This is a genomic window from Echinicola vietnamensis DSM 17526 (genome assembly GCF_000325705.1).
Taxonomy (GTDB): domain Bacteria; phylum Bacteroidota; class Bacteroidia; order Cytophagales; family Cyclobacteriaceae; genus Echinicola; species Echinicola vietnamensis.
The window spans coordinates 3,817,000-3,843,291 of sequence record NC_019904.1 but is presented as its reverse complement, the minus strand read 5'-3'; the positions used below and the strand labels follow the sequence as shown (position 1 = coordinate 3,843,291).

Genomic DNA, 26,292 nt, shown 5'->3' with positions numbered 1-26,292 from the left:
TATGAAAACAGTCATTGCAGAAAAACCAAGTGTAGCAAGGGAAATAGCCAGCCTGTTGGGAGCCACCGAAAAGAAGGAAGGTCACCTGACAGGCAACGGCTATTTTGTTACCTGGGCATTCGGACACCTTGTCGGGTTGGGAATGCCCGAAGATTATGGCATAACGGGATTTGACAAAGCAGCTTTGCCGATATTGCCCCATCCGTTTTTACTGGCAGTCCGCAAGGTGAAAAAAGACAAAGGCTACACCACCGACGCAGGAGCGATAAAGCAACTGAAAATCATTGAACAGCTTTTTAACCGAAGTGATGGCATTATCGTAGCGACCGATGCCGGACGTGAGGGCGAGCTCATATTCAGATACATTTACGAGTACCTGAAATGCATCAAGCCCTTTCAGCGACTTTGGATCAGTTCCCTTACGGAAAAAGCCATTAAACAGGGTTTTGACAACCTCAAAGACGGAAAGGAGTTTGACGGACTATACCAAGCGGCACAAGGCAGAAGTCGTGCAGACTGGCTGGTAGGAATCAATGCCACGCAGGCACTCTCCATTGCGGCTGGCAATGGTGTTTATTCGCTTGGACGGGTACAGACGCCAACACTAGCTTTGATATGTAGGCGTTACTTGGAAAACAAAAACTTTTCGGTACAGAAATACTGGCAGATACAGTTGTCGCATACCAAGGAATTCATCGAGTTTAAAAGCCTTTCCAAAAATAAGTGGGATAACCAAAAACTGGCAAAGGACACCTTGAAATCCATAGAGAGAAACGGGAATACGGCTGCTGTCACATCCGTAGAAACCAAAAACGTTACAGAACAGCCGCCCTTGTTGTTTGACCTGACCGGCTTGCAAAAAGAAGTAAACAAAAAACTGAACCTATCTGCGGAAGAAACCCTCAAAATTGCTCAAAGTCTTTATGAGAAGAAGTTTATCACCTATCCACGTACCGGAAGCAAGTACATACCCGAAGATATGTGGACAGAGATTCCCAATCTCATAAGAGCTTTGCAGGATAGGGACACCTGTAAACAAGCCGTTGCCAAAGTGAAATGGGGACGTTTCAATAAACGCATCGTGAATGACCTGCGCGTGACCGACCACCACGGGTTATTGACTACCGACACAATCCCATCGGCACTGAATGCAAAGGAAAATGCGGTTTATGATATGATTGCCTTTCGACTACTCGAAGCGATTTCCGGTGCCTGCACCAAGGAGGCCACTCATATTACTTTACAGGCATTGCATTACGATTTTACGACAAAGGGCTGCAAGGTGCTCGAACCCGGCTGGCGTTCCATCAAAGGTAACTTCACCGATGATGATGCAGAACCTATAGAGGATCTACCGGACATAAAAGAAGGTGATGTACTCAAAATCAAACAAGCCGCAGTTTTGGAAAAGAAAACCAAGCCTCCCGTATTATACACCGAAGCAGGGCTTTTGTCGGCTATGGAAACGGCGGGAAAGGATATCAAGAACGAGGAAGAACGGAAAGCTTTGCAGAATATCGGTATTGGCACTCCGGCTACAAGAGCCGCAATAATCGAAACCCTGTTTACCCGCAATTATATCCAGCGGGAAAAGAAATCTTTGATTCCTACGGAAAAGGGATTGCAGGTATATGAGTTGGTCAAAGACCGGAAAATTGCAGACGTGGCCATGACCGCCGAATGGGAACTGGCACTTCAGAAAATCGAAACCAGTGAAATGAATGCCATAGCATTCCAAAAGGAAATGGAGGCCTATACCAAATCCATCACCGGAGAACTGTTGCAAACTTCCATTGCCAAGGATAATTCACCCGAACTTGTCTGTCCGAAATGCAAAAAACAAAAACTGCTCATCCGGGATAAAATCGTGAAGTGTCCGGACGAGGCTTGCAATTGGGTCCAGTTTCGCATTGTTTGCGGCGTGCAAATCGGCATTGTTGATATTGAAAGCCTGGTGGATAACGGCAAAACATCGCTTATCAAAGGAATGAAAAGCAAGGCGGGAAAGACGTTCGATGCCTATATCGTCTTGAACGACAAAGCTGAAAGCTCCTTTGAATTTGAGAAGCGGAAAAAGAAATAGTTTATATAAATCTTATTCAACGGCGATAAACGCCGTTATTTTTATTTTATATAAACAAAATATTTACGTATCTTTGTTTTGACGGCGATAAACGCCGCCTAAAATAAATTATGTAAACATGGCATCCAATCCTGAAAGACGACGATTATTGGAACAGATAATACCCGAAAGTATGATTGTAACCCGTAACTGGCTTATGGAAGAGGCTTCTTTGGACAAACATGCCATAGACAACCTGGTAAAAAGCGAACAGTTGAAATTACTGTGGAAAGGGCTATATACAAGGGGGAGTATCCTGCTTTCCTGGCAAAGTATGGTCTATACCTTGCAAACCGTTATGAAAACGGATTATGTGGTAGGTGGGCTGTCGGCTCTTGAATTAAAAGGGTTTTCGCATTACATACCCGTTTCCCAAAAAGAAACCATCCGTCTATACGGTAATGATAAATTACCCTTATGGACGAACGAACTATCGGAAAACATAGCTTTTATACGCCATACCCGGAATGAACTTTTCTCCGGTATGGAAAGAGATATTTCCGGGAAATACACCAGTTCCGTTTCTTGGAAAGAAGGTTTCAAAGACCTGAAAATATCATGCCCGGAAAGAGCCTGCTTGGAAATGCTCAACGACGTTCCCAGAAAAATATCATTTGAACATGCAGATCAGCTCATACAAGGAATGACCTCCCTTTCCCCCCGAACCTTGCAACGATTATTGGAGGCGTGCACAAATGTCAAAGTCAAACGGCTTTTCCTTTGGTTCGCTTCAAGGCATAATTATACATGGTTTTCAAAGCTGGATACGGAACATATAGCCCTTGGGTCCGGCAACCGGGTAATTGCAAAGGAAGGAGAGCTTGATAAAACATATAAAATAACCGTACCCAAGGATTTTCAACCCTAACAGATGAAGAAAGACAGTATTTATTACCGGCAGGTCCAGTTATTGGTACGCATCCTGCCACTTTTGGACAGTGAGAAATGTTTTGCCCTGAAGGGCGGAACCGCCATCAACCTTTTTTACAGGGAACTTCCCAGACTATCAGTTGATATTGATTTGCTCTACCTGCCCTCAGAGGGACGTGAAGAAGCACTCGCTAATATCCGTGAAGCATTATCGAGATTGAGCGAACTGATTAAGAAAACCATTCCGGGCATTCGCATACAGAACACGCACGAACAGGGGAACGCACTCCGTCTTATTCTGCAAGTGGAAGATATACGTGTCAAAGTGGAGTTGTCACCGGTTATCCGGGGATCGGTATTCCCTGAGGTTCGCATGGAAGTTTGTGAAACCGTAGAGCGTGAATTTGGTTACGCCGAAATACAGGTAGCATCATTACCCGATTTATACGCGGGGAAGATTGCCGCGGCATTGGACAGGCAACATCCCCGTGATTTGTTTGATGTAAAGTTTCTGCTCGAAAATGAGGGGTTTACGGAAAATCTACGAAAAACATTTCTTGTGTTCCTGATCAGCCACCAGCGACCAATGGCTGAACTGCTTGCGCCACACCGCAAAGACATACGTGAAATATATGAATCAGAATTCGCACAAATGGCAGAGGTGGATATTTCCGTAGAAGTACTGGAACGGACAAGGGAGCAACTGGTGACCGTTATCAATAAAGAAATGACTCCAGATGAGAGGGCATTTTTGTTGTCTTTTAAAGAACGAAAACCGCAATGGGAGTTATTGGGTCTGCCCAATATGGAGGAAGTCGCTCATTTGCCATCTGTTCAGTGGAAACTGCTCAATCTCTCAAAAATGGACGAAAAGAAACACAGGCAAGCAGCCGAGAAACTGAAAGAGGTACTTTTCAATAACAAAACGTGATATTTTAAAAGCATCCTATTGTTGGCAGGATAATTCAAATTCTTGACAATCCCATAAATGCCCTCCGACATTCCGGAGGGTTTTTGATTTTAATTACTGTCCTGTAAAAAGCAACGATAAGCCAAGTCCTACCCTTCAACGCCAAGCCCTGCCACTTCTATAAAAATCCCTATTTGCTGCTCTAATTTTAGACTTCAAGAAAATTCTAAAGAAAATTAGTATGGATACGCAGCGAAAAGACTTGTCTTATTTCAGGCTACAGCTACAAGAACTATTAAATACCAGCTTTCCCGAAAAAGCTTTTGACACAAAATTTATAGACCAGCGTTCCTCCTGGGCTGCCAATGCCTATGAGGGCGCTTTTATGGCGGGAAATCCCATAGAACAATGCGATGAAATAGCAAATTACATTCTTTTTGAAGGCTTGCATTTTTCCAGATTCGATACCGTTTTCCAAGTGGTCTGCAATGAGTTCGACACCAATATGGCAGATGAGGAGTTGCGACCGTTCGCCCTGAAAATGCTCCCTATTTGTGAACCTGTTTTCGCTCGATATGAACTGACCGATGATTTCGCATACGGGTATGAGTTTGACCTGCTCTATATCGAACTCACCGGAACCATAGCCATCTGGATAGAGGAAAATGGGCTTCAGTAAAAGGCAACATCTCCAACAGAATATTGATGCTTTACGGATTGCTTTTAAACTGGAAAAGGAGAAACGACAAGCCACCGTAGGCGAAAGACTGCTCTTGATGCAATACAGCGGATTTGGCGGTCTTAAATTCGTGCTGAACCCCATAGCAAACGAAACAGACATCAATCATTGGAGAAAAACCGAACACGATCTTTTTCCACTTACGCAGGAACTCCACCAGCTACTCAAAGAAAACTCCCAGGACGATAAGCAATATCGCAGATATGTGGATAGTATGAAAAGCTCCGTACTGACAGCTTTTTATACCCCGCCACAAGTCATTGATGCAATTTCATCAACCTTGCGTGACAGCGGTCTGAAGATGGATAAATTTCTAGAACCCTCCGCAGGAATTGGCTCATTCATCCAGTCCTTTTCAGAAAGCCAAATCCCAAGTATTACCGCTTATGAAAAAGATCTGCTCACCGGCAAGATTCTAAAGCAGCTATATCCCGAAAGTAATATCCGCATCAGCGGTTTTGAGGAAATACCCGAAAGGGAACAGAATACTTATGATGTGGTTGCCAGCAACATCCCGTTCGGCGATACTTCCGTGTTTGACCTTTCCTATTCTAGGAGTAAAGACACGGCAAAAGTACAGGCGGCCCGGAGCGTCCACAATTACTTTTTCCTGAAAGGAACGGATATGCTCCGTGAGGGTGGTGTATTAGCGTATATCACTTCACAGGGGATTCTAAATAGTCCGAAGAACGAGCCAATCCGCCGGGCATTGATGGAGAATAATAACCTGGTTTTAGCCGCTCGATTGCCCAATAACCTGTTTACCGACTATGCCGGAACAGAGGTTGGCAGCGATCTGATTATCCTCCAAAAGAACACGGCAAAGCAAAACCTGAGCGAAGTTGAAGAACGGTTTTGTCAAAGCAGGCAAACAGAATATGGCACCCCGGGTAATGCCATTTTTCAGGACAACACAAGAATTGTACATACCGACTGGAAATTAGACACTGATCCCTACGGACAGCCTGCATTAATCTACACGCATAAAGACGGTACGAATGGTATCGCTAAAGACCTCAAACAAATGCTTTCCGAAGATTTTGGAAAGCACTTGAATTTGAATTTATACAAAGAGGAACGGAACGATCAGTCCTTTATACAAAGTCCTTTCACTCCAACGGTTAATCCTCCGGTTATCGATCCTGTCATCATTAGGCAGGAACCGAAACCCGTACCTGCCGCCTATCAAGAAAGTCCAAAAGAATTAAAACAGCTAAGCATTTTCGACCTGTTTGAAAATACAGACGAACCCGTAACAGTTGCTGCTACATCCAAAGGAACGCTACAACCCAAAAGGCAAACCTCTAAAAAAAGAAGGGCGGCAATAGGTCGCCAGACAAACCTGTTCGGTGGAGTGATGCAACAACCACATACACCACCAAAACCTAACGGAACTGCACAAATAAACGGAAAAAAACAGGAAGCTATCGGTGACCTGTTTTCACAAATAAACGGGAATGGTCAGACTGAAAAGCAAGCCGATTCCAGCATTATTGCTGAACCTGCCCCGTATAGTGGCGAATTGCAACCCTTCCACAGAAACGATTGCCTTGTAGTGGATAAGGGATGGGTGGGTCATTTGCAGGATGTAGATACAGCAGACGGTTCGGCTATTTTCCACCCGTTACAATTACCGCCTTTACAAAAGGCAAGAGCCGAAGCCTATATCGAAGTGCGTGATGTTTACCAAAAGCTCTATATCAAAGAAGCGGAACAACAGCGTGAACATCAAGAAGAAAGGGAAAAGCTTAACCGCCTTTACGACGTCTTTGTCAAAAGGTGTGGCAACCTTAATAGTGCCGAAAATATCAAGCTCATCAAAACAGACAGTTCCGGAAAGGAAATCCCTTATCTGGAGCGTGTTGTTGGCGGGGTGGTGCATAAAGCGGAAATATTCCATCGTCCTGTAAGTTTCTCTACCGCAACATTAGCTACCGACAATCCTAAAGAGGCATTGGCGGCTTCGCTCAACAAATACGGAAGCGTGGATCTGGGCTATATGTCCGAAATCAGCGGTATGACCGACGATGCCTTGAAAGAAGCCCTGCATGGTCGTATTTTTTACAACCCACTCCAAAAGGAATACGAAATATCCGAACGCTGGATTGCTGGCAATGTGGTCGAAAAGGCTGGAGAGGTACACGCCTACCTCAAAAACAATCCCGATGATACGGAAGCGAAAGCAAGTCTTACCGTTCTGGAAGAAGCCCGACCAAGGCGTATCGAGTTTGAAGAGCTGGATTTTAACCTCGGTGAACGCTGGATACCCACTGGTATTTACGCCCGTTTTGCTTCGCATTTGTTTGATACGGAAGTGCTGATCCATTATTCCGATAGCACCGATGACTTTTCGCTAAAATGCGACCGGAAGAATGTGCATATATGGGACAAATACGCCGTCAAATCGGAAAGCCGAACCTTTGACGGGATAGCCCTGCTAAAGCATGCATTGGTCAATACTACACCCGATATTACCAAGAAAATTAAGGTCGATGATAAAGAGGTCAAGGTGCGGGATATGGAAGCCATCCAAATGGCGAACACCAAGATTGACGAAATCCGAACCGCTTTTTCCGACTGGCTGCATGCGCAAAACGATGAGTTTAAAAAGCGGCTGACAGACCAATACAACGACACCTTTAACTGTTTTGTCCGCCCAAATTACGACGGAACCCATCAGGACTTTCCGGGATTGGACCGCAAGGGATTAGGTATGCAAGACCTGTATTCCAGCCAGAAAGATACCGTCTGGATGATTAAGCTAAATGGCGGCGCCATTTGTGACCATGAAGTAGGTGCAGGAAAAACACTGGTTATGTGTACCGCTGCACAAGAAATGAAGCGATTGGGATTGGCACACAAACCGATGATTATCGGGCTGAAGAGTAATGTTCACGAAATAGCCGAAGCCTACCGAACTGCCTATCCGCATGCCAAGATATTGTATCCCGGCAAGCAGGATTTTACGCCCAAGAACCGCCTGCGGATTTTCGGGGAGATTAAAAACAACGATTGGGACTGCATAATCCTTACGCACGACCAGTTCGGAATGATACCCCAATCGCCCGAAATGCAAAAAGAGATCCTCGAAATCGAACTGGACAGTGTGGAGCGGAATCTCGATGCGCTCCAAGCCCAGGGGAATGAAGTAACTCGGGGGATGCTTGCCGGAGCAATCAAACAGAAAGAAAACCTTGAAGTCAAGCTAAAGACATTGCAATACGATATCGAAAACCGCAAAGACGATGTCGTGGATTTCAAAATGATGGGCATCGATCATCTATTCATAGATGAAAGCCACCAGTTCAAAAACCTGATGTTCAATACCCGGCATAACCGTGTTGCCGGATTGGGCAATATGGCAGGGAGTCAAAAGGCGATGAACCTGCTCTTTGCCATCCGGACCATTCAGGACAGGAAGGATAGTGACATGGGAGCTACCTTTCTTTCCGGGACAACTATCAGTAATTCGCTGACAGAACTGTACCTGTTGTTTAAGTACCTCCGCCCACGTGCTCTGGAAAAACAGGGCATTAACTGTTTTGATGCCTGGGCTGCCATATATGCAAGGAAAACGACGGACTATGAGTTTTCGGTAGCCAATAACATTGTGGCGAAAGAGCGTTTCCGCTACTTTATCAAAGTGCCGGAGCTGGCTCAATTCTACTCTGAAATCACGGATTACCGAACGGCAAAGGATATAGGTATTGACCGTCCCGAAAAGAACGAGGTATTGTACAATATTCCACCCACACCGGATCAGCAGGTATTTATCCAAAAGCTGATGGAATTTGCCAAAAACGGTAATGCCACTTTGCTTGGGAGGGAACCGTTATCGCAAAGGGAGGAAAAGGCAAAGATGCTCATCGCCACCGATTACGCCCGTAAGATGTCGCTGGATATGCGTATGGTAAGCGGCAGGTACGAAGACCATCCCGACAATAAGGCTTCGCATTGTGCGGTAAACATTGCCAAATATTACAACAGGTACAACACACAGAAAGGAACACAGTTCGTGTTCTCCGACCTGGGCACCTATAAGCCCGGTGAATGGAATGTGTACTCCGAGATCAAACGCAAGCTTGTGGAAGATCACGGCATACCCGCACACGAAGTTCGATTCATTCAGGAAGCCAACAATGATAAGAAACGTAAGGAACTCATTAAGGGAATGAACGAAGGTAAAATCCGGGTGCTGTTTGGTTCTACCAGCATGCTGGGTACCGGGGTCAACGCACAGAAAAGAGCCGTTGCCGTGCATCATCTGGACACGCCGTGGAGACCGAGCGACCTTGCCCAACGGGATGGTCGGGCTATCCGCAAAGGCAATGAGATTGCCAAATTCTTCGCCGACAATAAAGTGGATGTTATCATTTATGCGGTAGAAAAATCATTGGACAGTTATAAGTTCAACCTTTTGTACAATAAACAGCTATTTATCGACCAGCTAAAATCCAACAACCTCGGCAAACGTACTATCGACGAAGGCAGTATGGATGAAAAATCGGGAATGAACTTTTCCGAATATGTAGCAATTCTTTCCGGCAATACTGACCTGCTGGACAAAGCCAAGATAGAAAAGCAGATTGCCGGATTGGAAAGCGAAAAACAAGCCTTCAACCGCTCCAAATTCAGTTCCAAGTACAAGCTGGAAGATACTATGGCAATGCTTGAAAGCGCCGAATCCCGCTTGCAGCGGATGAGTCTTGATTGGAATAATCTACAGGAGCGGATACAAAAGCGTTCGGACGGTACTGTTGCAAACCCCGTTCTGCTGTACGGATTATCACCCAATGCGGATATAAAACAAATTGGTGCAAAGCTCAACCAAATTGCTGACAAAGCCCGCACCGGAGGTGATTATCAGGAAATAGGCAGCTTGTATGGCTTTCAATTACTGGTCAAAACCGAAACATCTGAAAAAGAGGGGATGGATATACGGGTAAACCGCTTCTTGGTTCAGGGCGAAGGCAATATCAAATACACCTATAACAACGGTATCATCGCCAAAGACGAAAAGCTGGCCGCAATGAACTTTTTGAATGCCTTGGAAAAACTGCCCGGTTACATGGAGCAGGAACAGAAGAAAATAGCGGAACTTCAAAAAGATCTGCCAGTTCTCAAAGAAGTAGTAAACGGTACATGGGCAAAAGAAAGCAGATTAAGCGAGCTAAAAACCGAGTTGGCAGCTGTTGACCGTAAAATACAGCTATCCATTTCTCCTGAACCCAAGGAAGAGCAAAAAACGGCTGAGGTTATAGAACAAAGCCCTCTGGCAACCGTCGATATGGCTAACTCAAACTTGATGAGGAATGGAATTCACTGATCCCGAGGGCTATAATTTCACCCGTTTTGGGGAAATTAATTTTGCAACAGGAGTTACCCACAGTTACAGTTACACAGTTGTTATTGGGTATTTTTCTTGTCTTCGCCACGCCACTTTTCATTTGTTCTAATATCGGAATATGACACATATTGTCCAGTATTTGGCGCCCAATCAAAGTAAACTGCCTTCCCTAGTTCAATGTCCTTAGTCTGGTCTGTTGTCAGGGACAATTTTTGTTCAAATAATTTCTCCGTTTTATTGTTAGGGGTTTCAGCATATACTTCAAGTCTATATTCTCCAGAAACGAAATTCCATTGTTCATTTTTCGGCAGTAAAAAATGATGATAAACTGATATACCTGTCTTACTTGCAAAAAGTCCGCTACCTCTGACAATCCCATTGTCACCGTAAGCCCAAACATTAAAATTTTGTATTGTCTCAGCCCGGTGAATTTTCACAAACATATTTTGAATGTGTTGCCCTTGGTCAGCAGTCGCATAAAGTAATGTCCGAATAAATATTTTTGGTTCATCATTGCCATTTTGTCCAAGAAAACAGATGATTGAAGGTCGTGTCATTTTTAAACTGCCTTTCCTAATTCTCGTCAACCAAAAAGTTAGTCCAGAAATGATAAGTGATATTATTGAAATTGTCAAAGCCATGTTTTCTGTTGTCAATTGCCTGCACATCGGTTTCTGTTTTAAAAGGCCCTATGCCCCAAATATACGCATTAATCCCCTGTGTACGGAGACCATCGTAGCCCTTCCAACAATCACTTCTCATCCTGTTCATCCATCTTTTTAACAAGGCTTTCCCGCAGGGTGTCGATGAATTTGGTACGGTTGATTTTCCTGCCGCGCAGTTCCAGGTAGGTATGGTAAAAATCCCCTAGGCCAACATTGAACATCTTTTCAATTTTTTTTGTGATGACTTTTATATCAGCGTTTCCGTGGTCAAATACACCCTGAGCATGCATGGCATAGATGAGTTCGATTAAGGCCGTTTTGCTGCTCGTCCAGTTTAGGTTGGGATTTTTCGCCATTCGCTTGTCCAAGTAACGGGAATTATAAAGCTGGTCTTCGATATATACCTGTATCAGATCATTGGCTATAATTTCGGCAACCTTATAGTCGTGGGAGGAGGAAAAGTTGTGATCTGACTGGATATAGTACGGTTCTAAACAGAGTTTGTAATCGTGTTTTCCCCTGACAAAGAGGATTTCATCCAGGTAGGTGTTATTGGTGCGATAATACTTGTAAAACTCAAGATTCTCGTCAAAATACCGCTTGAGTTTGCGCAATTCCCTATTCAGGTACTTTTTAGTCGCTTTACAACCGTAAGGTTTCTTAGTCTCTATCCTGTAGATTGAGTTATAGAAAATCAGCTTTGAGACGATAATCGGTTTCCTGTGTTTGAAAAACTGAATTTCCTCGTTGGTGTCCTTAAACCCCTTTGTTAAAACATGCTCTTTAACTGTAGCCAGGCATCGAACAATAAGCTCAATTCCAGCCTCGATGCGCTGTATTGAAAAATCAGGTTCGATCTCCAATTCTTTTATTCCTGATTCCAGTTCCAGCAACCTTTGATTGAAAAATTTCTCCATAACGTAATTATGTTTGATGATAAAATTATCTTGAAAGATATGTTTTTCCGGGTATATGAACCTTTTAATACCTTCTTGCCTTAGCATCAGCGTATTATTATAGAGCTACCCGTTATTTTTGTTTTCGCTCTCTTTCACAACAAGATGCTGCAAGCTTGGATCATTTTTGATTCGCTCCAGCTCGTTCCCGACAATACCCAAAATGTCCGATTTTATCTGGCGGTAATTGTTTTCAATCTGTTCTTTCATCTTATCCTCTCCCTGCTCATCAACGAAAGAAAGAATCTGAGGTATCTCCCGATACGCTTTGGTTTCGGCGGCAACCTTTTCATTGTCCACGACAATTTCAGCGTGAAAAATCTTTTGCTCAATGCGTTCATCGTAATTATCCGATACTGATCCCACGAACATCCCCTGCGTAAGCGTTGAGATTTTGGAAGCAGGTATCAAGCTGTCCATTTGAGTGGATATGGAGGTTGATTTGTCGTTTCGATTAATGGTCAGGCTCTGGCGTTTCTGCAATACCTTGCCAAAGCGTTCCGAAAGATTCTTGGCGGTTTCACCAACCACCTGACCACTGAATACATTACCAACGGTATTTTGTATCACTTTGCTTTCCTTATCGCCGTAGTCACGGGTTAGTTGCGAAAAATCCTGAAATCCCAAACATACAGCCACTTTATTACTTCTGGCAGTTGCGATTAAGTTATCCAACCCCCTGAAATAAATCGTGGGCAGCTCATCTATGATCACGGAGCTTTTCAATTGCCCTTTTTTGTTGATAAGCTTGACAATCCTTGAATTGTATAAGCCCAACGCTGCCGAGTAAATATTTTGCCGGTCGGGATTGTTTCCCACACATAGAATTTTTGGCGCTGCCGGATTATTGATGTCCAGCGAAAAATCGTCTCCGGTCATTACCCAATACAACTGCGGACTGATCATCCTTGACAAGGGGATTTTTGCCGAAGCAATCTGCCCTTGTAACTGATCTTGTGCGCCACCTTGCCAGGCATCCATAAAGGGCGATAGATAATTTTCCAGTTCAGGATAGGAAGTCAAGATCGTGAAAACGTCTGCGTATTTTTTATTCAACAACTCGATAGCGTGTGGAAACGTACAGTATTTTCCATTATCATAAATTTTGAGAAACCAGATGATCGCTGCAAGCAATATAATTGGGGATTCCACAAAGAAATCTCCCTGCTTTTGTATCCAGCTACGGTTCAGGTTTAGCATGATGGTATAAGCTGCCTCGTAAGCATCGGATATGTCCGTCATAAAGTCGGGGTTCAACGGATTACAACGATGGCTTCTCCGTGGGTCGTCAAAGTTGATGACGTAAAACTTCGGTTTTACCTTGTACTTATCGCTGTGCTTCAATAAATGGTTGTAGGCAATGGTGGAAAGGTCGTCAAACTTAAAATCATAGATATACAGGGAGAAACCTTTCTCGATCTGCTGCTTGATGTAGTTGTTTACGATGGCATACGATTTTCCTGATCCCGGGGTTCCGAGTACTATCGTAGCCCGAAAAGGATTGACAACATTGATCCAGCCGTTGTGCTGTTTCTTGCTGTACCAGAATTTGGTAGGCAGGTTAATGGAATACTCGTTTTCCATCAATCTGGTTTCCTGCATGAAACTTTCGTTTTCGCTGTTGAACACATCATCCATAAGGTTGTTGTTAAGCAGGCGGTGCATCCAAACACCCGCCATCAATAGGGCAATGTATCCGGCAGCAAGGGTGAGTATATAAAGGGAAGTCCCAGCGACTGGCGATAGCTTCAAGAGTGGCGTATTCAGGAAAAACAATACAAACCCAATTCCCAAAGCAACAAAGATCTTGCTCCAGGTTATCTTCTCGTTCTTGACACCTTTGGTACCCAGACAGCTTAATGCCAGCAAAACCAATGCAAACAGTTTAGTATAAAGGGGATGTGAAAACAAGCCCGCCGTCCGGTTGAAATTTCCTAATATTTTGTTGATGATTTCCAGTATCCAACCACGCTCTGAAAAGAAACCGTAGCAAAACCAATAAAGGTGCATCAACACCAAAAGGATACTTACCGCACGCATAAAAGCCATGATTTTGGCCAGCCCCCGTAAATCGTCTTCTCCCTGCATTTTTTGTAATTAAATGTCCAAACGGAAATTTAAGGGAGAAGAAGACCGGCGATACGAATGTGGCAGTCAGTGGCGGAGCGTGGCAATGTTTGTCCAGATGCTATTGATGACCTCTTCGGCGTTTTTTTCTTTTCTTCATCCTATTAGCAAAAGCCTGTTCCTCATAATCTTCGCCTTGCGCTTCTGGCAGCAATCCACCCAATGCTTCGATTAGGCCACTTTCAGGCTTTTCAGAAGTATTCAAGAAGTTGAACAAGTGGTGCGGTTCTTCGGCAGGAAGAACAGCATCATTTGATGTGGATAGTTTGGATGGTGCCAGGGCAGGCTCTTTTATATCCGGTTTGATATTGTGGTTCCAGTAACCATTAAAGGTGTTGGCAGAAAATTCCTTTCCTAATCGTGAGCCGTTCCAGACCGTCTTGGAATTGTGGTCAATGAACGTCATTCCATAAATACGCCCGGTATCATTTCTCCGTGCCACTACGTTAATGCCCTGTTCAGCTAACTGCTTTTTAAAAGCCTGCTCATCGCTTGTGTTTTTCAGGGCAATGGTAACGGCTGCTTTTAAGGTCTGCTTGCTTGGGTCGTTTTTTAATGCCGTTTTACATTTTGCAAAATGCAATTCCAAAGCCGGAATCCCAGCATTCTTCCCGAAAAGCGAAGCCTTGAACGGATGTCCGGATTTTTCACCTTTTTCATTTAAGGGAATGTACAATAAACCTTGTTGGGGCTTTCCCTGTAATTCGCCCTCCACTTTTTCAGTAGTTATATTGAATAGGGAAAGCAAAGCATTGTATTCTCCCAAAGTCTGGAACTGGTAATAGCTGGGCAAGTGGCGAACAACCGAAGCGATTTGACTTTTTATATCACCTGCTCGGTAGTCCACCGGACGGAAAATCTTTTCGTTCAGCCGTCGTTCCTTATCGGTTGCAGGTATCAGACCGTACTTGCTTTCCAATTCGCGGCATACCTTCATCGACCGCACTTTCTCAAACTTGTCAGAAATCTTTTTGCCCTGCTCGTCCACGCAGACCGATACGATATGGATATGGCTTCGGTCAATATCGGTATGCTTGAATACGACAAAAGGCTGTCCACCGTAACCCATTCCCCGCATATATTCTTCCGCCATCTTCCGGAACTTCTCGTCGCTTACCTTGTCTTTCGGGTCCGGATTAAGGGAAATATGCAGAGTATGTTTTTCGGTATTGCGGTTGGCAATCAGATAAGGAGCAAAAGATTGGGCTAATTGTGGCACGGAATAATGCCCGCTTGCGTTTTCAATCATCTTATTGGCAAACAAAATCTTACCGTTTTCCTGCTCCACTTTAAGCTGATTGTACGCCAATGCCCCATATAAATTTGCGCTTCTACCGATCTTCGCAATCATTTTTACCGCTGTTTTTTCAGATATTTTGCATCAAACTCCGCGCTTATCTGAATGATTTTTTGACAAAGCACCGCCATTTCAGCCGTCTGTTTTTCCAGTTTATACAGATATGCTGCTGCTTTTTTCTCGGAAAAATGACGGTACAGCAGTTTCACCACCTGATTATAATTCACGCCAACGGAGCGGAATTGACTATGAAAGGAAGTCAAACGCATATAAAAATCCACCGTTCCTTTGTCAATTTGAATGGTCTTTACCGTGTTGTTGAAGATACAGGACATTATAAAATGTGCCTTTACCTGCATACTCGATTTGTCAAAAAGAGCAAGAAATCGAGCGTGTCGTTCTTGATTAAAGGAAATGGTGTACCGAATCTTCGCCGGATCCTTTTTTGGCCGGCGTCCGGTCTTTTTCACTTGTTTTTTGTTGTTCTCATTCATCGCTAATCCATTTTAATTACCACAGAAAACCCTGACTTCGGAAGGTGTTTTTAGCTCCCTGCAAGGGCAAGTTGTTTTGAGCATCGGAAATCGTTTGGAGATGCTCAAAACACAACTTGCCGTGTTCCGGTGAACACAAGAATCCGCCCTCCGGGACGGATTAGATATAGCAGGGAAAAACGGCTTTAGGCCGTTCCTGTTACCCCCCCCCATTTTGTCAAAAGTCCTTTGCATAAATCTGCTATTAAAAATCCTTCTACAAAGTAAAGTCCTATCCATTAGAGCACTGCACTGTTGCGCAGTGCCAAACACTGCCCCTCAACGCCAAACAGTGCCACAGCTACGCCATCGAATAATATTGATGGGTTCTTTGTCCTTGAATGTTGGCAGGAAGACAGACCGTCCGTGCTTCAGGACCAGCAGACGGCGTGCATTCAAGATGGCTGGTTATCCAGCCTGCTTGATTTCCGGAATACAAGAAAGCAAGATTGCAGGAAAGCTTGCTATCCATATATCCTGCCCACCTGATGAAATGCTTGAAGGACGGAATGAAAGCAAGACGTCAATCCTGCCTGATGAGCTACCGGAATGAATGCCGTGCTGCCGCACTGCAAGGAAGCAGGTATGATCGCAGGCAAGGCTGATAGCTATCCTGATAGAAAGCGGGAAATCAGAACGGCTTGCCGGAACGCCTGCAAGCCTGCAAACAGTAATTTGAAAACTTTAAATTTTTAAAATATGGACACAAAAAAGAGAACTCTGTTTATCGCCTTTTCTTCTCAAAAAGGAGGGGTTGGCAAAAGCACATTTACGACGCTTGCAGCGAGTACCCTGCACTATCGCTTAGGTTACAATGTAGCCGTATTTGATGCAGATTTTCCGCAGCACAGCCTGATGAAAATGAAGAAAAGGGATTTGGCCATGGTCATGGAAAACGAGGCTTTGAAAAAGCTGGCATACAAACAATTTACGACCATCAATAAAAAGGCCTATCCCATTATGCAGCACAGAGCTGACAGTGTGTTGGAAGCGGCTCAGGAGTTTGCAAATACTTCGTCTGTTCCTCTTGATGTGATTTTCTTTGACCTGCCCGGAACGGTCAACACGCCCGGAATCCTGAAGGCATTGGCTGGAATGCACCACATTTTCACCCCCATTACGGCAGACCGTGTGGTAATGGAAAGTACGCTCATCTTCACTCAGCTTTTGCAGGACGTGATTATGAAAAAGGGAGAAACTTCCATCGAAACCATTAACCTCTTCTGGAATCAGGTTGATGGCAGGGAAAGGACGCCGCTATACGCCGTATATCACAATCTCATCCATCAATTAGGGTTGAGTCTGATGCAGAGCCAAGTCAAGAACAGTACACGCTTTCGTAAAGAAAGCGAAGTGAACAGCAAGACCGTTTTCCGCTCTACCGTAATGCCTCCCGATGAACGCTTGATGAAAGCCTGCCAGTTAGACCTGTTCATCAGCGAATTTTTGAAAATCATTCAATTATAGCCTTATGGAGAACGATCATAAAAGAAAAGCCACGCCGGATATTAATGAGGAACTGATGATGAACCTGATGGTCGATGGCGTCAAAAAAGAAGGGATACGGCTTCCTCCTGAACCACCCGAAGTTCGGGAAAAGGAAGTGGCAAAAGAAGGCGTAAAACGGGAAGAATCACCACGGAACAAAGCTGTTCAAAGAGAAAAGAGCCGGGCGAGGAAAAATCTTGACGGAAGTTACGGCGACCATTTTTTGAAAAGCCACGCCATGACAAAGCGCGGTGATAAAAGCATTTATATCCGGCAAGAATACCACGAACGATTATCCCGTATTGTCCGGGTTATTGGAAAAGATGAAATACCCCTGTATGCCTATCTTGACAACATTCTGGAGCATCATTTTGAAATGTTTGAGAAAGCGATTACGGATGATTTCAATGAAAATTTTAAACCCATTTTTTAAAGCATTTGATAATGGAAATAGTAATGGTGATTTGCCTGCTGATAGTCATTGCCCTGCTTTTGCAGGACAAGATTGTCATCAATAAAAGATCAGACCAAAAACCCACGCAGGAAAAAGTGAATCCACACCTGCCTGATATTATGGGGCAACCCAAGCCTGTAAAACGACTTTCGGTGCCAAAGACTGCCAGGGAACGCCAAATTGAGGAACCGGAAGCGAATCCTGATAACTTAGACATCGAATACGACGAGAATGAGCAAGTCGCTATTCAAGTTCCGCAGGAAGAACTGGATGAAGTATTCAGCAATACGCCTGATTTTGAAGAAGAGGAAGAAGAATGGAACAGGTATGGAAATTCCGGAGGCGATAACGGTCTTGCCCAGGGGGTTACCTTCGAGGAACTAAGCACCGTGGGGATGCTGCTGCAAAAAGACATATTGGAGCCATCCCAGAAGGAAACAGCAGTAGCCATAGTTCAGAAAATACAGGGGACCGAATTATTCAGCCTACTGGAAAATTCTATGGAAAGTGCTTCCCAAAAAATAGCCATGCTGTTGGATAAAAGCCTTTCTGCTGAAACGGAAGCCGGTTCTTCCACTTTGCGGACAACTCATCTGGATGATTTTGATATCGGGAAGTTTGTGTAAGCAAGCTCCCTTTTTCACGCGAATAAATAATAGTTAATTTTTTTGTTTTTCAATCATTTATAAAAATCAGTTAAGAACATCTTTTAGGTAAAATTTTCATGCACATGCTCTTGGTGATACTCTTTTGTGCTTAACTGATAAGGTCAGTTTCATTTTCGTGGTTTTCCCAATAGTAAAATTCGACCTTTGTTAAAACTTATGCTACTTGAAAAGCTTCCTCCCCAAGTTGTGCTAATTGCTTTTTGTAATAAGCAACCAGCTTATCTCTCTTAAAATTGTCGAGGTGGTCTGCTCCCAGTTCTTCGTAATCTACCTTGTCCTTGAGTATGTGGTAGGAGGCAATCAGGATTTTATGTCCTAAAGCAATAATGGTTTTCTTTTGCCCCGTCTGCCCACCAAAATTTTGTATTTTGTTTCAAAATAGATGTTTTTTGTCCTGGATGCTGCCCAGCCCAGCTCCACCAGTGTGGAACGTAGGTATTTGTTGCCATAGGTTGGAACCTTCAAGGGTTGGACTACATGGCAACAATCAGAAGATTAGGATTGATAGCTTACCGAATCTGCATGATATTTTCCGCTTTGCGGATCATGGAAGTGCGCCACATTATACACGATAAAAATATTGGCGCATTCGACAGTGCCACTGGAGAAATATTATCCAATAGCTGTCAAACAGGCGACACTTCCCATAAACTGATTTGTGAGGAAAGGGATTTTCAAGCTTCGCTTTCAATGGTCAAAGTACTGGTTAAGCATTCAAGCAAAGTATTTGGAGAACTTCCACAAGAAGAGCCTAAGCCAACTCGCATGAATAAGAAGGAGAAGTTTCTGTATGCCTTACCACAAACCTTCAACCGTCAGAAGTACCTCGAAGTAGCAAAAGTAATGAGCATTCCGGCAAAGACAGCCGAAGGCTACATTGCCAACTTTGTGAAATCAGGTCTTATCCATCGTGAGGCACACGACCAGTACATAAACACCTCACTTGAGGAATCGAATTAAAAAATGTTAATTTGCAATACCCTTGCACATTAACATTTTGCGTGTGTCTACGGGTATATGAACTCCATCTTATCCATATCGTTCAGTTTTCTGTTCCTGATGCAATTGCAATCCAAACTACCAGTAGGTCAAAAGACAGTTAATTTCCGCTGACATTTAACAGACAAATCGGCATGATGAGGGGCTGAGGTTATCAGCCCCTCCTTCCAAGCAGATTTTTACAAGCGGCTTCTCCCAAGGTCGCTTGTGGAATGTTGCCATAACTAACGGTCATGCTTGCATCAAAAGCCTCAACCGAAAGAACAGTAATCTCAGTATCCAACTTCAACCGGTGACTATTCAGGTAGTGAAGAAATTCTTCACTGGAATTCGCAACTGCCAGCAAAGTGAATTTATCACCTGCCTTGCAATCGCTGAGCTTGTTATATTTCGGTTTTTCAACATTTCCCTCATTGTCAGGAATCGGAGAGCCATGTGGATCAATGGTCGGGTAGCCCAAAAGCTTGTCCATCCGCTCAAAAAACAAAGGTGAATGCACGTGCTCCACCTGTTCGGCTATTTCGTGCACCTCCTCCCAGCTAAATCCCATCTTCTCTACCAGGAACATTTCCGTGAGCCGATGCTTTCGCACGATGAGCCCTGCTTCTTTAAGCCCCCGACTGGTCAGTTTCAGAGGTTTGTAACTTTCGTAATGCACCAAACCTTTTTCAGCCAGCTTTTTCATCATGCTGGTGGCTGTGGGCATTTTTATAGATAACTGATCCGACAGATCCTTGACGCTCACATCTCCATTTTCATGGGAAAGGTGAAAAAGAATCAGGAAGAGGTGAGGAATAATGGATTTTCAGCCAAGAATGCTGAAGTCACCATCGTTGGCCAGTTGGTTAAGAACGAAAATGCATGGCAAGTAAATGTTAATGGGGAGACTTTTATTGTGAGTTCTGATACACCTTCAGAAATAGTCAAATCCCTAAACACCGGGAAGATCAAGCTAAAAGTTTTTGGGAAAGATAAAGAGGACAATCACTTAAACGGTACTTGGGATATAAGGATAGTTGAAGTTCTAAAATCTTGAATTTTACAATGAAGAAAATACATTATTAAGCGTAAGCCTGCTTTCTGTTATCATCTGTTAAAACCGAAGGAAGGGGATTGTTGCGTGTATTGCTCCTATGGCTCAGCACCTTGTCCACCAGTACAATTGGATTCTGATCAAGCATGTTGCTAGCGTAGACAATGCTTTATGTGACATACATCATGTTTTGACATGTGCAATGTCATAGCCCTCTCAATAACCGTTGCGTACTTTTGAGTCATATTGAAGTGGATACTAAATAGATTCCCTTTCAATGAATGGCATTTTACATTAAAAGGCTCATGAAGCGCAACTTATATATCGTCCTGCTCATTGTAATGCTTCTCCCTGGCAAAGGGATGGCAGTGTTTCAGCACTTTTGCGGGGGCGAACTGATCAGCTTCGAGCTTTTTCTAAAACACTACGAACCATGCTGTGAGGATCATAGCAACCCTTGTGATGGCTGTGAGGATCAGGAAACCATCTTCTCTCTCGATGATTTCAGGACACTTCATTCTGACATTTCGGTCATTGATTTTTCACATGCGGCAATGGCTCAGCCATCGTTCCATTTGCCTTCTACACAATTTTTCGAGTCAAGAAACTACACAACTCCTAAAAAGGCTCCCCCCGGCTGGTCAGGGCGGTATCGCTCTATCCTGTTCCAGTCATTTCTTCTGTAATTCTACATTTGACGTTCAATTGTATTGTCACACACACAGCTTCCTGTAGTGTACAATACTTTATCAAATGTAAAATCTAAACAAAAGAAGAATGTAGTCGGTAACTGACAATGCACCAAAAATGGAAAACAGGAATGCGCCACTATTGGCAACATGGGTGCGCCAGGGGCTCGAAAACCTCGGTTTCCAAATAGCCTGCATCCATTTGGGTGAGGCAGTGATTATTGGGGAGCTCAATGATGAACGGATCAGCCTGATTCAGGAATTCCTAAAGCAATCAGGACTTGAACTTATCGAAGAAAAGAAGCTCCGGCTCATTGAGCACATCAAAAGCCTTGTAATCGATTACGCACGCTCCGGGTACCAAGTGCAGGAAGAAAAAATTTCAAGCTATCTGTGCCGACATCTTGAACACGATTACGGCTATTTAAGCACCCTGTTTTCGTCTTTTGAAAACATTACCATTGAACGCTACCTCATCCTGCAACGGATTGAGCGGGTGAAAGAACTGCTGATCTACAATGAACAAACCTTGAGCGCCATCGCCTTTCAGGCGGGTTACAGCACGGTTCAGTAAATGACCAGCCAGTTTAAGCAATATACAGGAATGACCCCTAAAGAATTTCAAAAGCTCTTTCTCAACAGGAGAAAGTTTATTGATCGGCTATGCTAGTCAATAATTCTGTAAAAAACGGATATACAGACTATAATTTCCTGAACGAACGCTATTCAAAATGTGAGATAGCTTGAATTTATCACAATTAAATAGTTGATAATCAATAATGTAGATGATTTTAAATTTTAAACTTCAAAATGGAACACCAAGAAAATTACGTAAAAGATCAGGCTTGTTGAGCCAATAAATTTGCAGGCGTTTGGCGCTATTTGGATTCGTTCGGTTGGCGGTCTACAACCAAACGCAGGATGCGAAAGGAACAGACTAAATGTCAATTTGACTGATGTGTCAATGTTAGAAAGTATTCATTTAAATAAATAAACCATGTTACCAAAAACCATGAAAGCGGCTGTGGTCACAGAGTTTGGCCAACCGCTTAAAATTGAAGAGATACCTGTAAAGGCCCCAAATGAAAACCAAATCCTGGTGCAGGTAATGGCATCAGGAGTATGCCATACGGATTTGCATGCAGCTGATGGCGACTGGCCTGTCAAGCCCAGGTTGCCGCTCATTCCTGGCCATGAAGGCATTGGCTATGTGGCGGCTGTGGGCTCCAATGTAAAAAACACCAAAGAAGGTGATATAGTGGGTGTTCCCTGGCTCTACAGTGCCTGCGGTCATTGCGAGCATTGCATTACAGGTTGGGAAACACTGTGCGAGTCGCAGGTAAACGGAGGCTACAGCGTAGATGGCGGCTATGCGGAATACGTATTGGCAGATCCCAATTATGTAGGGCGGTTCAGCGGAGCCATAGACTTTGTGCAAATGGCCCCTATTTTATGTGCGGGTGTAACGGTGTATAAAGGCCTAAAAGAAACCGAAGTGCGACCAGGACAGTGGGTGGCCATTTCAGGCATAGGTGGCCTGGGTCATGTGGCAGTGCAATACGCAAAAGCCATGGGTTTGCATGTGCTTGCAGTGGATGTGTCAGATGACAAATTGAACCTGGCCAAAAAGCTTGGAGCTGATAGAGTGGTCAACGGTAAAAATCCCGATGAAGTGATGAATGCCCGGAAAGAAACGGGTGGTGTTCATGGCGTGTTGGTCACGGCTGTGTCACCGGTGGCTTTCCGGCAGGCACTGGACCTGCTACGCAGAAAAGGAACGTTGGTAATGAATGGACTTCCTCCAGGTAGCTTTGACCTGCCCATTTTTGAAACCGTATTGAATCGCTATACGGTGCGTGGCTCCATTGTTGGCACCAGGAAAGACCTGCAGGAAGCTATCGACTTTGCAATGGAAGGAAAGGTAACCACCACGGTAAAATCCGCTCCGCTGGAGGATATCAACCTAATCTTTGATCAAATGAAAAAGGGACAGATAGAAGGCCGTATGGTGCTGGATATTGGTCATTAACCCACCTAACAATGAAACGATTCATAAAAATAAAAACTTATATCCTGCTTTTAGCAGGAGTGGCGCTTTCCCTACCGGCAACTGCACAACAGCACTATGAGCTGATGGGCAGTCAATCTTTAAAGGTAACAGGAACCTCCACTCTACATGATTGGGAGATGGTTTCTGAAAAATCGGAGGGTTCGGCAAGTATTACGCTGAGCGGTGAGCGGATCAAGGAAATAGCGTCCTTGTCGGTAAGCATACCGGTAAATACGTTGAAAAGCGGCAAAAGTGGGATGGACGAAAATGCCTATAAGGCGCTGAAAGCGAAGCAACATCCTAACATCCACTTTGAGCTTACCACGGCACAGGTGGATGACCTCACCATCTTTGCCGGTGGCAGGCTCACGATTGCCGGTACCGCCAGGCCAGTTGAATTCAAAGTAAACTATCTGGTTTCCGGAAAAAACATTCGCTTCAAAGGAAGCCTGCCCGTGACTTTCAGTCAGTTCAATATGGAACCGCCCACAGCAGTATTTGGCACTATAAGGACAGGGAATGACCTGAGGATTTCTTTTGAAACCATTTTTAAACAATCAAACAATTAAAAGTTCAAACAAAATGAAAATGAAAAATAAAATAACTCAATCCATGCTTGTTGCCTTTCTAATATTGGCATCTGGCGTAGTTTATGCCCAGCAACCGACCTTGCAGTATTTCAGGCCAAATGACAGGGCCGGTGTCAATGTATTTGAGCCTTCAAAGGAAGATACCGTTGCTTTTGACGGAGTAAAAGTCCGGGTAGGGGGTGATTTCGCCTTGCAATTTCAAGCCTTGAACCAATCCAATGATCTGGATAGTTTGGTAGAACTCGGCTCCAACTTCAATCTGCCTACTGCCAATTTGAATTTAGACGTGCAGCTTTATGAGGGTGTACGGATGCATTTGAGGACTTACCTTTCTTCTAAAAACCATACTGAAGCCTGGGTAAAAGGTGGGTATGTGCAAATTGACAAACTGGATTTTATCAAACCCGGGTTTCTGGAAGGCATCATGGACGTTACCCGCATCACCGTAGGGTTAGATGAGTTCAATTATGGAGATGCTCACTTCCGCAGAAGCGACAATGCCCGTGCCATTTTCAATCCGTTTGTAGGCAACTACATCATGGATGCTTTTTCTACAGAAGCATTTGGTGAAGTTACTGTGATGAAAAACGGCTTTCTGGGTGTTTTAGGGCTAACCAACGGAAAGCTTAACCAAAGTGTGGTGGTAAACGACAATTCCGATAACAAAGCATCATTCTTTGGAAAACTGGGTTATGATAACCAGATAAACAATGACCTGAGAGTGCGTCTTACAGGCTCATGGTACATCAACAAGGGCACTACCACGGGGAATTACCTTTACGGTGGAGATAGGGCCGGATCCCGTTATTATAATGTAATGCAAACACTCGATGGTGATGGGAATGCTTTTGAGGGAAGGTTTAACCCACGGTTCAGGCAACTAACAGCTTTTCAGGTTAACCCATTTATCAAATTTAAAGGCTTGGAGTTTTTTGGCATCTATGAAGTAGCTTCCAACAGCGATGAGGAAGGAGCTGGTTCTTTTACGCAGCTTGCAGCAGAAGTGCTTTACCGCTTTGGCAACACGGAACAATTTTACTTCGGGGGAAGGTACAACACCGTCAACGGGAAAATGTCTGACACAGCAGCAGATCAAAGCGTAAACCGATTGAATGTTGGTGCCGGTTGGTACCTCACCGGCAATGTGATGGCTAAATTGGAATATGTGACCCAAACTTATGAAGATGATGGCTGGGCAGGCACAAAATATGCCGGAGGAGAATTCAACGGTATTAACCTTGAAGCTGTAATTAGTTTTTAGGCTTGGGGTTTTCCGGGTGGAGAGATGCTCTCCACCCGGATTTTTTAAATACGATGAACTGGTTTGAATACAGCAAGCTCAGCCTGAAAAAGGTAAGCTTTGATAAAAGCCTTTTAAAGAAGGAGCTTAATAAATCACTGACAATGCTCGGACAGGAGGAGCGCCAAAAATTACTTCGCTGGTACCGGGAAAAGTTCAAAAACAAACAGAACAAGAGCTAGCCAAATGAATACCCTTTTTAGAACCAAAGGAATTTACCCAACACTTGTGCTGTTGATTTTACTGATGTTTGGAAGTTTCACGATAAACAGTCAGGGCAGTAAAGTTTGGCTCATAACAGGAGATAGCCGACTTGAATTGACCGTAGGCAGCAATGTCAAAGACTTTCACTGCCAGTCAATGGATTACCACGGTACGGACACGCTTGTGCAGGTTTGGGAAATTAGTTCAGGGCGCACCATTTTCAATGGCAAAGTTACCCTGAAGGCATCCTCTTTTGATTGTCATAACCGATTTATGACCAGGGATTTTCACAATACAATAAAGGCTGGTGAGTTCCCAACGGTTATAATCCAGTTTGAGCAGTTGGTGAAGCAACCTGATTCCGACTTGATAAATGGAGAAGTTATAGTTTCCCTGGCGGGAAAGTCTGAAAAATACAATGTTCGATGCAAAATTACAGACTATACCAATGATGGCATGCACATTGAAGGGAGCCGGTCATTTTCACTTTCAGATTTTGATCTGGAGCCGCCTCAAAAATTATTTGGTGCTATCAAAATAAACGATTTAGTTCTGGTTGACTTTCACCTGGTAATGAGGTATTTATGAAATAATGGGTTTAAAACCATAAGTTACCAAGCAATATAATGCTAATTGCTTCGTTTTACCCCATTATAATTTGAACATTCTGAACTAAATTCCGTAAATTCGCATTAGACTTTCTACAAAGTGCAACGTTTTAGAAAAATATCGGCCATCCTGCTTTCCATATTGGTGCTGCTCAGTTCCACGAGCTTCACCCTTGGGATGCACTTTTGCATGGGGCAGTTGGAGAACATTGCATTCTTTTCAGGAGCTGAGCCCTGCGAAATGGCCACACAGAAATCACCTTGTGCCACGGATAAGCATGATCCAGATTGCGAACATCAGCAGGTCACTAAAAAGGGTTGTTGCGAAGACCAGGCTGTAGTAATGGAAGGACATGAAGACCTTACCCAAGTGTCCAAAGTGGCGGTTCCTGACTTTCAAATGATCGCAGTGCTCTACGCTGTGGTATCGTTTCTTTTCAGAGCCCCTGCAGTTGATTATTATTCGTTTAACGACTATTCCCCCCCATTGATTGAGCGTGACATTATTGTACTCGTTCAGTCCTTCCTTATTTAAGCATTTCATTCAAATTTTTCACTGAGTCGTAGCGTCTTGCTACGCCCCAAGTGCATGCTTTGGCGTGCGCTTTTCTCAATTGGCGTGCGCTTTTCTCAAAACAGTTTC

General features: G+C 43.9%; 25 protein-coding genes. 19 read left to right on the top strand and 6 right to left on the bottom strand.

Annotated features, from left to right (window positions below; translation table 11 throughout):
- Position 1: 1 nt before the first annotated feature.
- The 5 genes from ECHVI_RS15780 (at position 2) to ECHVI_RS15760 (ending at position 9,967) form a co-directional block, all read left to right on the top strand.
- The gene (locus tag ECHVI_RS15780) at positions 2 to 2,083 is read left to right on the top strand and encodes a type IA DNA topoisomerase (RefSeq protein ID WP_015267011.1); all 2,082 of its coding nucleotides are present in this window, start codon (positions 2 to 4) and stop codon (positions 2,081 to 2,083) included.
- 118 nt (positions 2,084 to 2,201) lie between these two features.
- On the top strand, positions 2,202 to 2,990 hold the full coding sequence (locus ECHVI_RS15775) for a type IV toxin-antitoxin system AbiEi family antitoxin (RefSeq protein WP_015267010.1): 789 nt from the start codon (positions 2,202 to 2,204) through the stop codon (positions 2,988 to 2,990).
- A 3-nt stretch (positions 2,991 to 2,993) separates the two neighbouring features.
- Positions 2,994 to 3,923: a nucleotidyl transferase AbiEii/AbiGii toxin family protein gene (locus tag ECHVI_RS15770; protein WP_015267009.1), complete on the top strand. Its 930-nt coding sequence runs from the start codon at positions 2,994 to 2,996 to the stop codon at positions 3,921 to 3,923.
- Positions 3,924 to 4,143: 220 nt separating this feature from the next.
- Complete coding sequence (locus ECHVI_RS15765) at positions 4,144 to 4,581, top strand: DUF1896 domain-containing protein (RefSeq protein ID WP_015267008.1); 438 nt, start codon at positions 4,144 to 4,146, stop codon at positions 4,579 to 4,581.
- Positions 4,568 to 9,967: an N-6 DNA methylase gene (locus ECHVI_RS15760; RefSeq protein ID WP_015267007.1), complete on the top strand. Its 5,400-nt coding sequence runs from the start codon at positions 4,568 to 4,570 to the stop codon at positions 9,965 to 9,967. The genes ECHVI_RS15765 and ECHVI_RS15760 overlap by 14 nt, the downstream gene beginning before the upstream one ends.
- A gap of 80 nt (positions 9,968 to 10,047) precedes the next feature.
- On the opposite strand, the gene ECHVI_RS15755 is transcribed toward ECHVI_RS15760, so the two are convergent.
- The 5 genes from ECHVI_RS15755 to mobA form a co-directional block, all read right to left on the bottom strand.
- The gene (locus ECHVI_RS15755; RefSeq protein WP_174316899.1) at positions 10,048 to 10,629 is read right to left on the bottom strand and encodes a hypothetical protein; all 582 of its coding nucleotides are present in this window, start codon (positions 10,627 to 10,629) and stop codon (positions 10,048 to 10,050) included.
- Between the two features lie 110 nt (positions 10,630 to 10,739).
- Positions 10,740 to 11,570, bottom strand: a complete 831-nt coding sequence (locus ECHVI_RS15750) for an RteC domain-containing protein (RefSeq protein ID WP_041739922.1) — start codon at positions 11,568 to 11,570, stop codon at positions 10,740 to 10,742.
- 105 nt (positions 11,571 to 11,675) lie between these two features.
- Entirely contained in the window at positions 11,676 to 13,697 is a 2,022-nt protein-coding gene (gene mobC, locus ECHVI_RS15745) for a conjugal transfer protein MobC (protein ID WP_015267003.1), read from the bottom strand.
- A 100-nt stretch (positions 13,698 to 13,797) separates the two neighbouring features.
- Complete coding sequence (gene mobB, locus ECHVI_RS15740; protein ID WP_015267002.1) at positions 13,798 to 15,087, bottom strand: conjugal transfer protein MobB; 1,290 nt, start codon at positions 15,085 to 15,087, stop codon at positions 13,798 to 13,800.
- Positions 15,088 to 15,089: 2 nt separating this feature from the next.
- Positions 15,090 to 15,527: a conjugal transfer protein MobA gene (gene mobA / locus ECHVI_RS15735; protein WP_015267001.1), complete on the bottom strand. Its 438-nt coding sequence runs from the start codon at positions 15,525 to 15,527 to the stop codon at positions 15,090 to 15,092.
- 738 nt (positions 15,528 to 16,265) lie between these two features.
- Between mobA and ECHVI_RS15730 the strand changes: the two genes are divergently transcribed.
- The 4 genes from ECHVI_RS15730 to ECHVI_RS15715 all read left to right on the top strand — a co-directional run bounded on the left by ECHVI_RS15730 (position 16,266) and on the right by ECHVI_RS15715 (position 19,136).
- Positions 16,266 to 17,033, top strand: a complete 768-nt coding sequence (locus ECHVI_RS15730) for a ParA family protein (protein ID WP_015267000.1) — start codon at positions 16,266 to 16,268, stop codon at positions 17,031 to 17,033.
- 4 nt (positions 17,034 to 17,037) lie between these two features.
- A complete protein-coding gene (locus ECHVI_RS15725; protein WP_015266999.1) occupies positions 17,038 to 17,487 on the top strand; it encodes a DUF3408 domain-containing protein in 450 nt (149 codons plus the stop codon).
- A gap of 11 nt (positions 17,488 to 17,498) precedes the next feature.
- Entirely contained in the window at positions 17,499 to 18,134 is a 636-nt protein-coding gene (locus tag ECHVI_RS15720; RefSeq protein ID WP_015266998.1) for a hypothetical protein, read from the top strand.
- A gap of 519 nt (positions 18,135 to 18,653) precedes the next feature.
- Positions 18,654 to 19,136, top strand: a complete 483-nt coding sequence (locus ECHVI_RS15715) for a hypothetical protein (protein WP_174316898.1) — start codon at positions 18,654 to 18,656, stop codon at positions 19,134 to 19,136.
- Positions 19,137 to 19,329: 193 nt separating this feature from the next.
- Here the strand turns inward: ECHVI_RS15715 and ECHVI_RS15710 are convergent, their stop codons facing one another.
- Positions 19,330 to 19,953 carry a metal-dependent transcriptional regulator gene (locus ECHVI_RS15710; protein WP_245553520.1) on the bottom strand — a complete coding sequence of 208 codons (624 nt, stop codon included), beginning with the start codon at positions 19,951 to 19,953 and terminating at the stop codon, positions 19,330 to 19,332.
- Between ECHVI_RS15710 and ECHVI_RS15705 the strand changes: the two genes are divergently transcribed.
- From ECHVI_RS15705 to ECHVI_RS15670, 10 genes are all read left to right on the top strand, one after another.
- Complete coding sequence (locus ECHVI_RS15705) at positions 19,933 to 20,211, top strand: hypothetical protein (RefSeq protein ID WP_015266997.1); 279 nt, start codon at positions 19,933 to 19,935, stop codon at positions 20,209 to 20,211. The two genes, ECHVI_RS15710 and ECHVI_RS15705, sit on opposite strands and share 21 nt — an antisense overlap.
- A 21-nt stretch (positions 20,212 to 20,232) precedes the next feature.
- Complete coding sequence (locus tag ECHVI_RS24245; protein ID WP_425386812.1) at positions 20,233 to 20,364, top strand: GDCCVxC domain-containing (seleno)protein; 132 nt, start codon at positions 20,233 to 20,235, stop codon at positions 20,362 to 20,364.
- Positions 20,365 to 20,513: 149 nt separating this feature from the next.
- Positions 20,514 to 20,894: an HYC_CC_PP family protein gene (locus ECHVI_RS15700; RefSeq protein ID WP_015266996.1), complete on the top strand. Its 381-nt coding sequence runs from the start codon at positions 20,514 to 20,516 to the stop codon at positions 20,892 to 20,894.
- A 121-nt stretch (positions 20,895 to 21,015) separates the two neighbouring features.
- A complete protein-coding gene (locus ECHVI_RS15695) occupies positions 21,016 to 21,471 on the top strand; it encodes a helix-turn-helix transcriptional regulator (RefSeq protein ID WP_015266995.1) in 456 nt (151 codons plus the stop codon).
- 423 nt (positions 21,472 to 21,894) lie between these two features.
- Positions 21,895 to 22,926, top strand: a complete 1,032-nt coding sequence (gene adhP / locus ECHVI_RS15690) for an alcohol dehydrogenase AdhP (RefSeq protein WP_015266994.1) — start codon at positions 21,895 to 21,897, stop codon at positions 22,924 to 22,926.
- An 11-nt stretch (positions 22,927 to 22,937) separates the two neighbouring features.
- Entirely contained in the window at positions 22,938 to 23,516 is a 579-nt protein-coding gene (locus ECHVI_RS15685; RefSeq protein WP_015266993.1) for a YceI family protein, read from the top strand.
- 13 nt (positions 23,517 to 23,529) lie between these two features.
- Positions 23,530 to 24,798: a hypothetical protein gene (locus ECHVI_RS15680; protein ID WP_015266992.1), complete on the top strand. Its 1,269-nt coding sequence runs from the start codon at positions 23,530 to 23,532 to the stop codon at positions 24,796 to 24,798.
- 53 nt (positions 24,799 to 24,851) lie between these two features.
- The gene (locus tag ECHVI_RS23875) at positions 24,852 to 25,019 is read left to right on the top strand and encodes a hypothetical protein (protein WP_169316421.1); all 168 of its coding nucleotides are present in this window, start codon (positions 24,852 to 24,854) and stop codon (positions 25,017 to 25,019) included.
- 4 nt (positions 25,020 to 25,023) lie between these two features.
- A complete protein-coding gene (locus ECHVI_RS15675) occupies positions 25,024 to 25,629 on the top strand; it encodes a YceI family protein (RefSeq protein WP_015266991.1) in 606 nt (201 codons plus the stop codon).
- A 120-nt stretch (positions 25,630 to 25,749) separates the two neighbouring features.
- Complete coding sequence (locus tag ECHVI_RS15670) at positions 25,750 to 26,184, top strand: HYC_CC_PP family protein (RefSeq protein WP_245553344.1); 435 nt, start codon at positions 25,750 to 25,752, stop codon at positions 26,182 to 26,184.
- Positions 26,185 to 26,292: the final 108 nt, after the last annotated feature.

Bases quoted from the DNA above. Each gene is read 5' to 3' on its own strand.
- ECHVI_RS15675 (WP_015266991.1), top strand. From the start codon at position 25,024: ATGAATACCCTTTTTAGAACCAAAGGAATTTACCCAACACTTGTGCTG.
- ECHVI_RS15700 (WP_015266996.1), top strand. From the start codon at position 20,514: ATGAAGCGCAACTTATATATCGTCCTGCTCATTGTAATGCTTCTCCCT.
- adhP (WP_015266994.1), top strand. From the start codon at position 21,895: ATGTTACCAAAAACCATGAAAGCGGCTGTGGTCACAGAGTTTGGCCAA.
- ECHVI_RS15730 (WP_015267000.1), top strand. From the start codon at position 16,266: ATGGACACAAAAAAGAGAACTCTGTTTATCGCCTTTTCTTCTCAAAAA.
- ECHVI_RS15695 (WP_015266995.1), top strand. From the start codon at position 21,016: ATGGAAAACAGGAATGCGCCACTATTGGCAACATGGGTGCGCCAGGGG.
- ECHVI_RS15685 (WP_015266993.1), top strand. From the start codon at position 22,938: ATGAAACGATTCATAAAAATAAAAACTTATATCCTGCTTTTAGCAGGA.
- ECHVI_RS15755 (WP_174316899.1), bottom strand. From the start codon at position 10,629: ATGGCTTTGACAATTTCAATAATATCACTTATCATTTCTGGACTAACT.
- ECHVI_RS15750 (WP_041739922.1), bottom strand. From the start codon at position 11,570: ATGGAGAAATTTTTCAATCAAAGGTTGCTGGAACTGGAATCAGGAATA.
- ECHVI_RS15725 (WP_015266999.1), top strand. From the start codon at position 17,038: ATGGAGAACGATCATAAAAGAAAAGCCACGCCGGATATTAATGAGGAA.
- mobC (WP_015267003.1), bottom strand. From the start codon at position 13,697: ATGCAGGGAGAAGACGATTTACGGGGGCTGGCCAAAATCATGGCTTTT.
- ECHVI_RS15765 (WP_015267008.1), top strand. From the start codon at position 4,144: ATGGATACGCAGCGAAAAGACTTGTCTTATTTCAGGCTACAGCTACAA.
- ECHVI_RS15720 (WP_015266998.1), top strand. From the start codon at position 17,499: ATGGAAATAGTAATGGTGATTTGCCTGCTGATAGTCATTGCCCTGCTT.
- mobB (WP_015267002.1), bottom strand. From the start codon at position 15,087: ATGATTGCGAAGATCGGTAGAAGCGCAAATTTATATGGGGCATTGGCG.
- ECHVI_RS15705 (WP_015266997.1), top strand. From the start codon at position 19,933: ATGGGAAAGGTGAAAAAGAATCAGGAAGAGGTGAGGAATAATGGATTT.
- ECHVI_RS15760 (WP_015267007.1), top strand. From the start codon at position 4,568: ATGGGCTTCAGTAAAAGGCAACATCTCCAACAGAATATTGATGCTTTA.
- ECHVI_RS15680 (WP_015266992.1), top strand. From the start codon at position 23,530: ATGAAAATGAAAAATAAAATAACTCAATCCATGCTTGTTGCCTTTCTA.
- ECHVI_RS15770 (WP_015267009.1), top strand. From the start codon at position 2,994: ATGAAGAAAGACAGTATTTATTACCGGCAGGTCCAGTTATTGGTACGC.
- ECHVI_RS15780 (WP_015267011.1), top strand. From the start codon at position 2: ATGAAAACAGTCATTGCAGAAAAACCAAGTGTAGCAAGGGAAATAGCC.
- ECHVI_RS15715 (WP_174316898.1), top strand. From the start codon at position 18,654: ATGGCAACAATCAGAAGATTAGGATTGATAGCTTACCGAATCTGCATG.
- mobA (WP_015267001.1), bottom strand. From the start codon at position 15,527: ATGAATGAGAACAACAAAAAACAAGTGAAAAAGACCGGACGCCGGCCA.
- ECHVI_RS15775 (WP_015267010.1), top strand. From the start codon at position 2,202: ATGGCATCCAATCCTGAAAGACGACGATTATTGGAACAGATAATACCC.
- ECHVI_RS23875 (WP_169316421.1), top strand. From the start codon at position 24,852: ATGAACTGGTTTGAATACAGCAAGCTCAGCCTGAAAAAGGTAAGCTTT.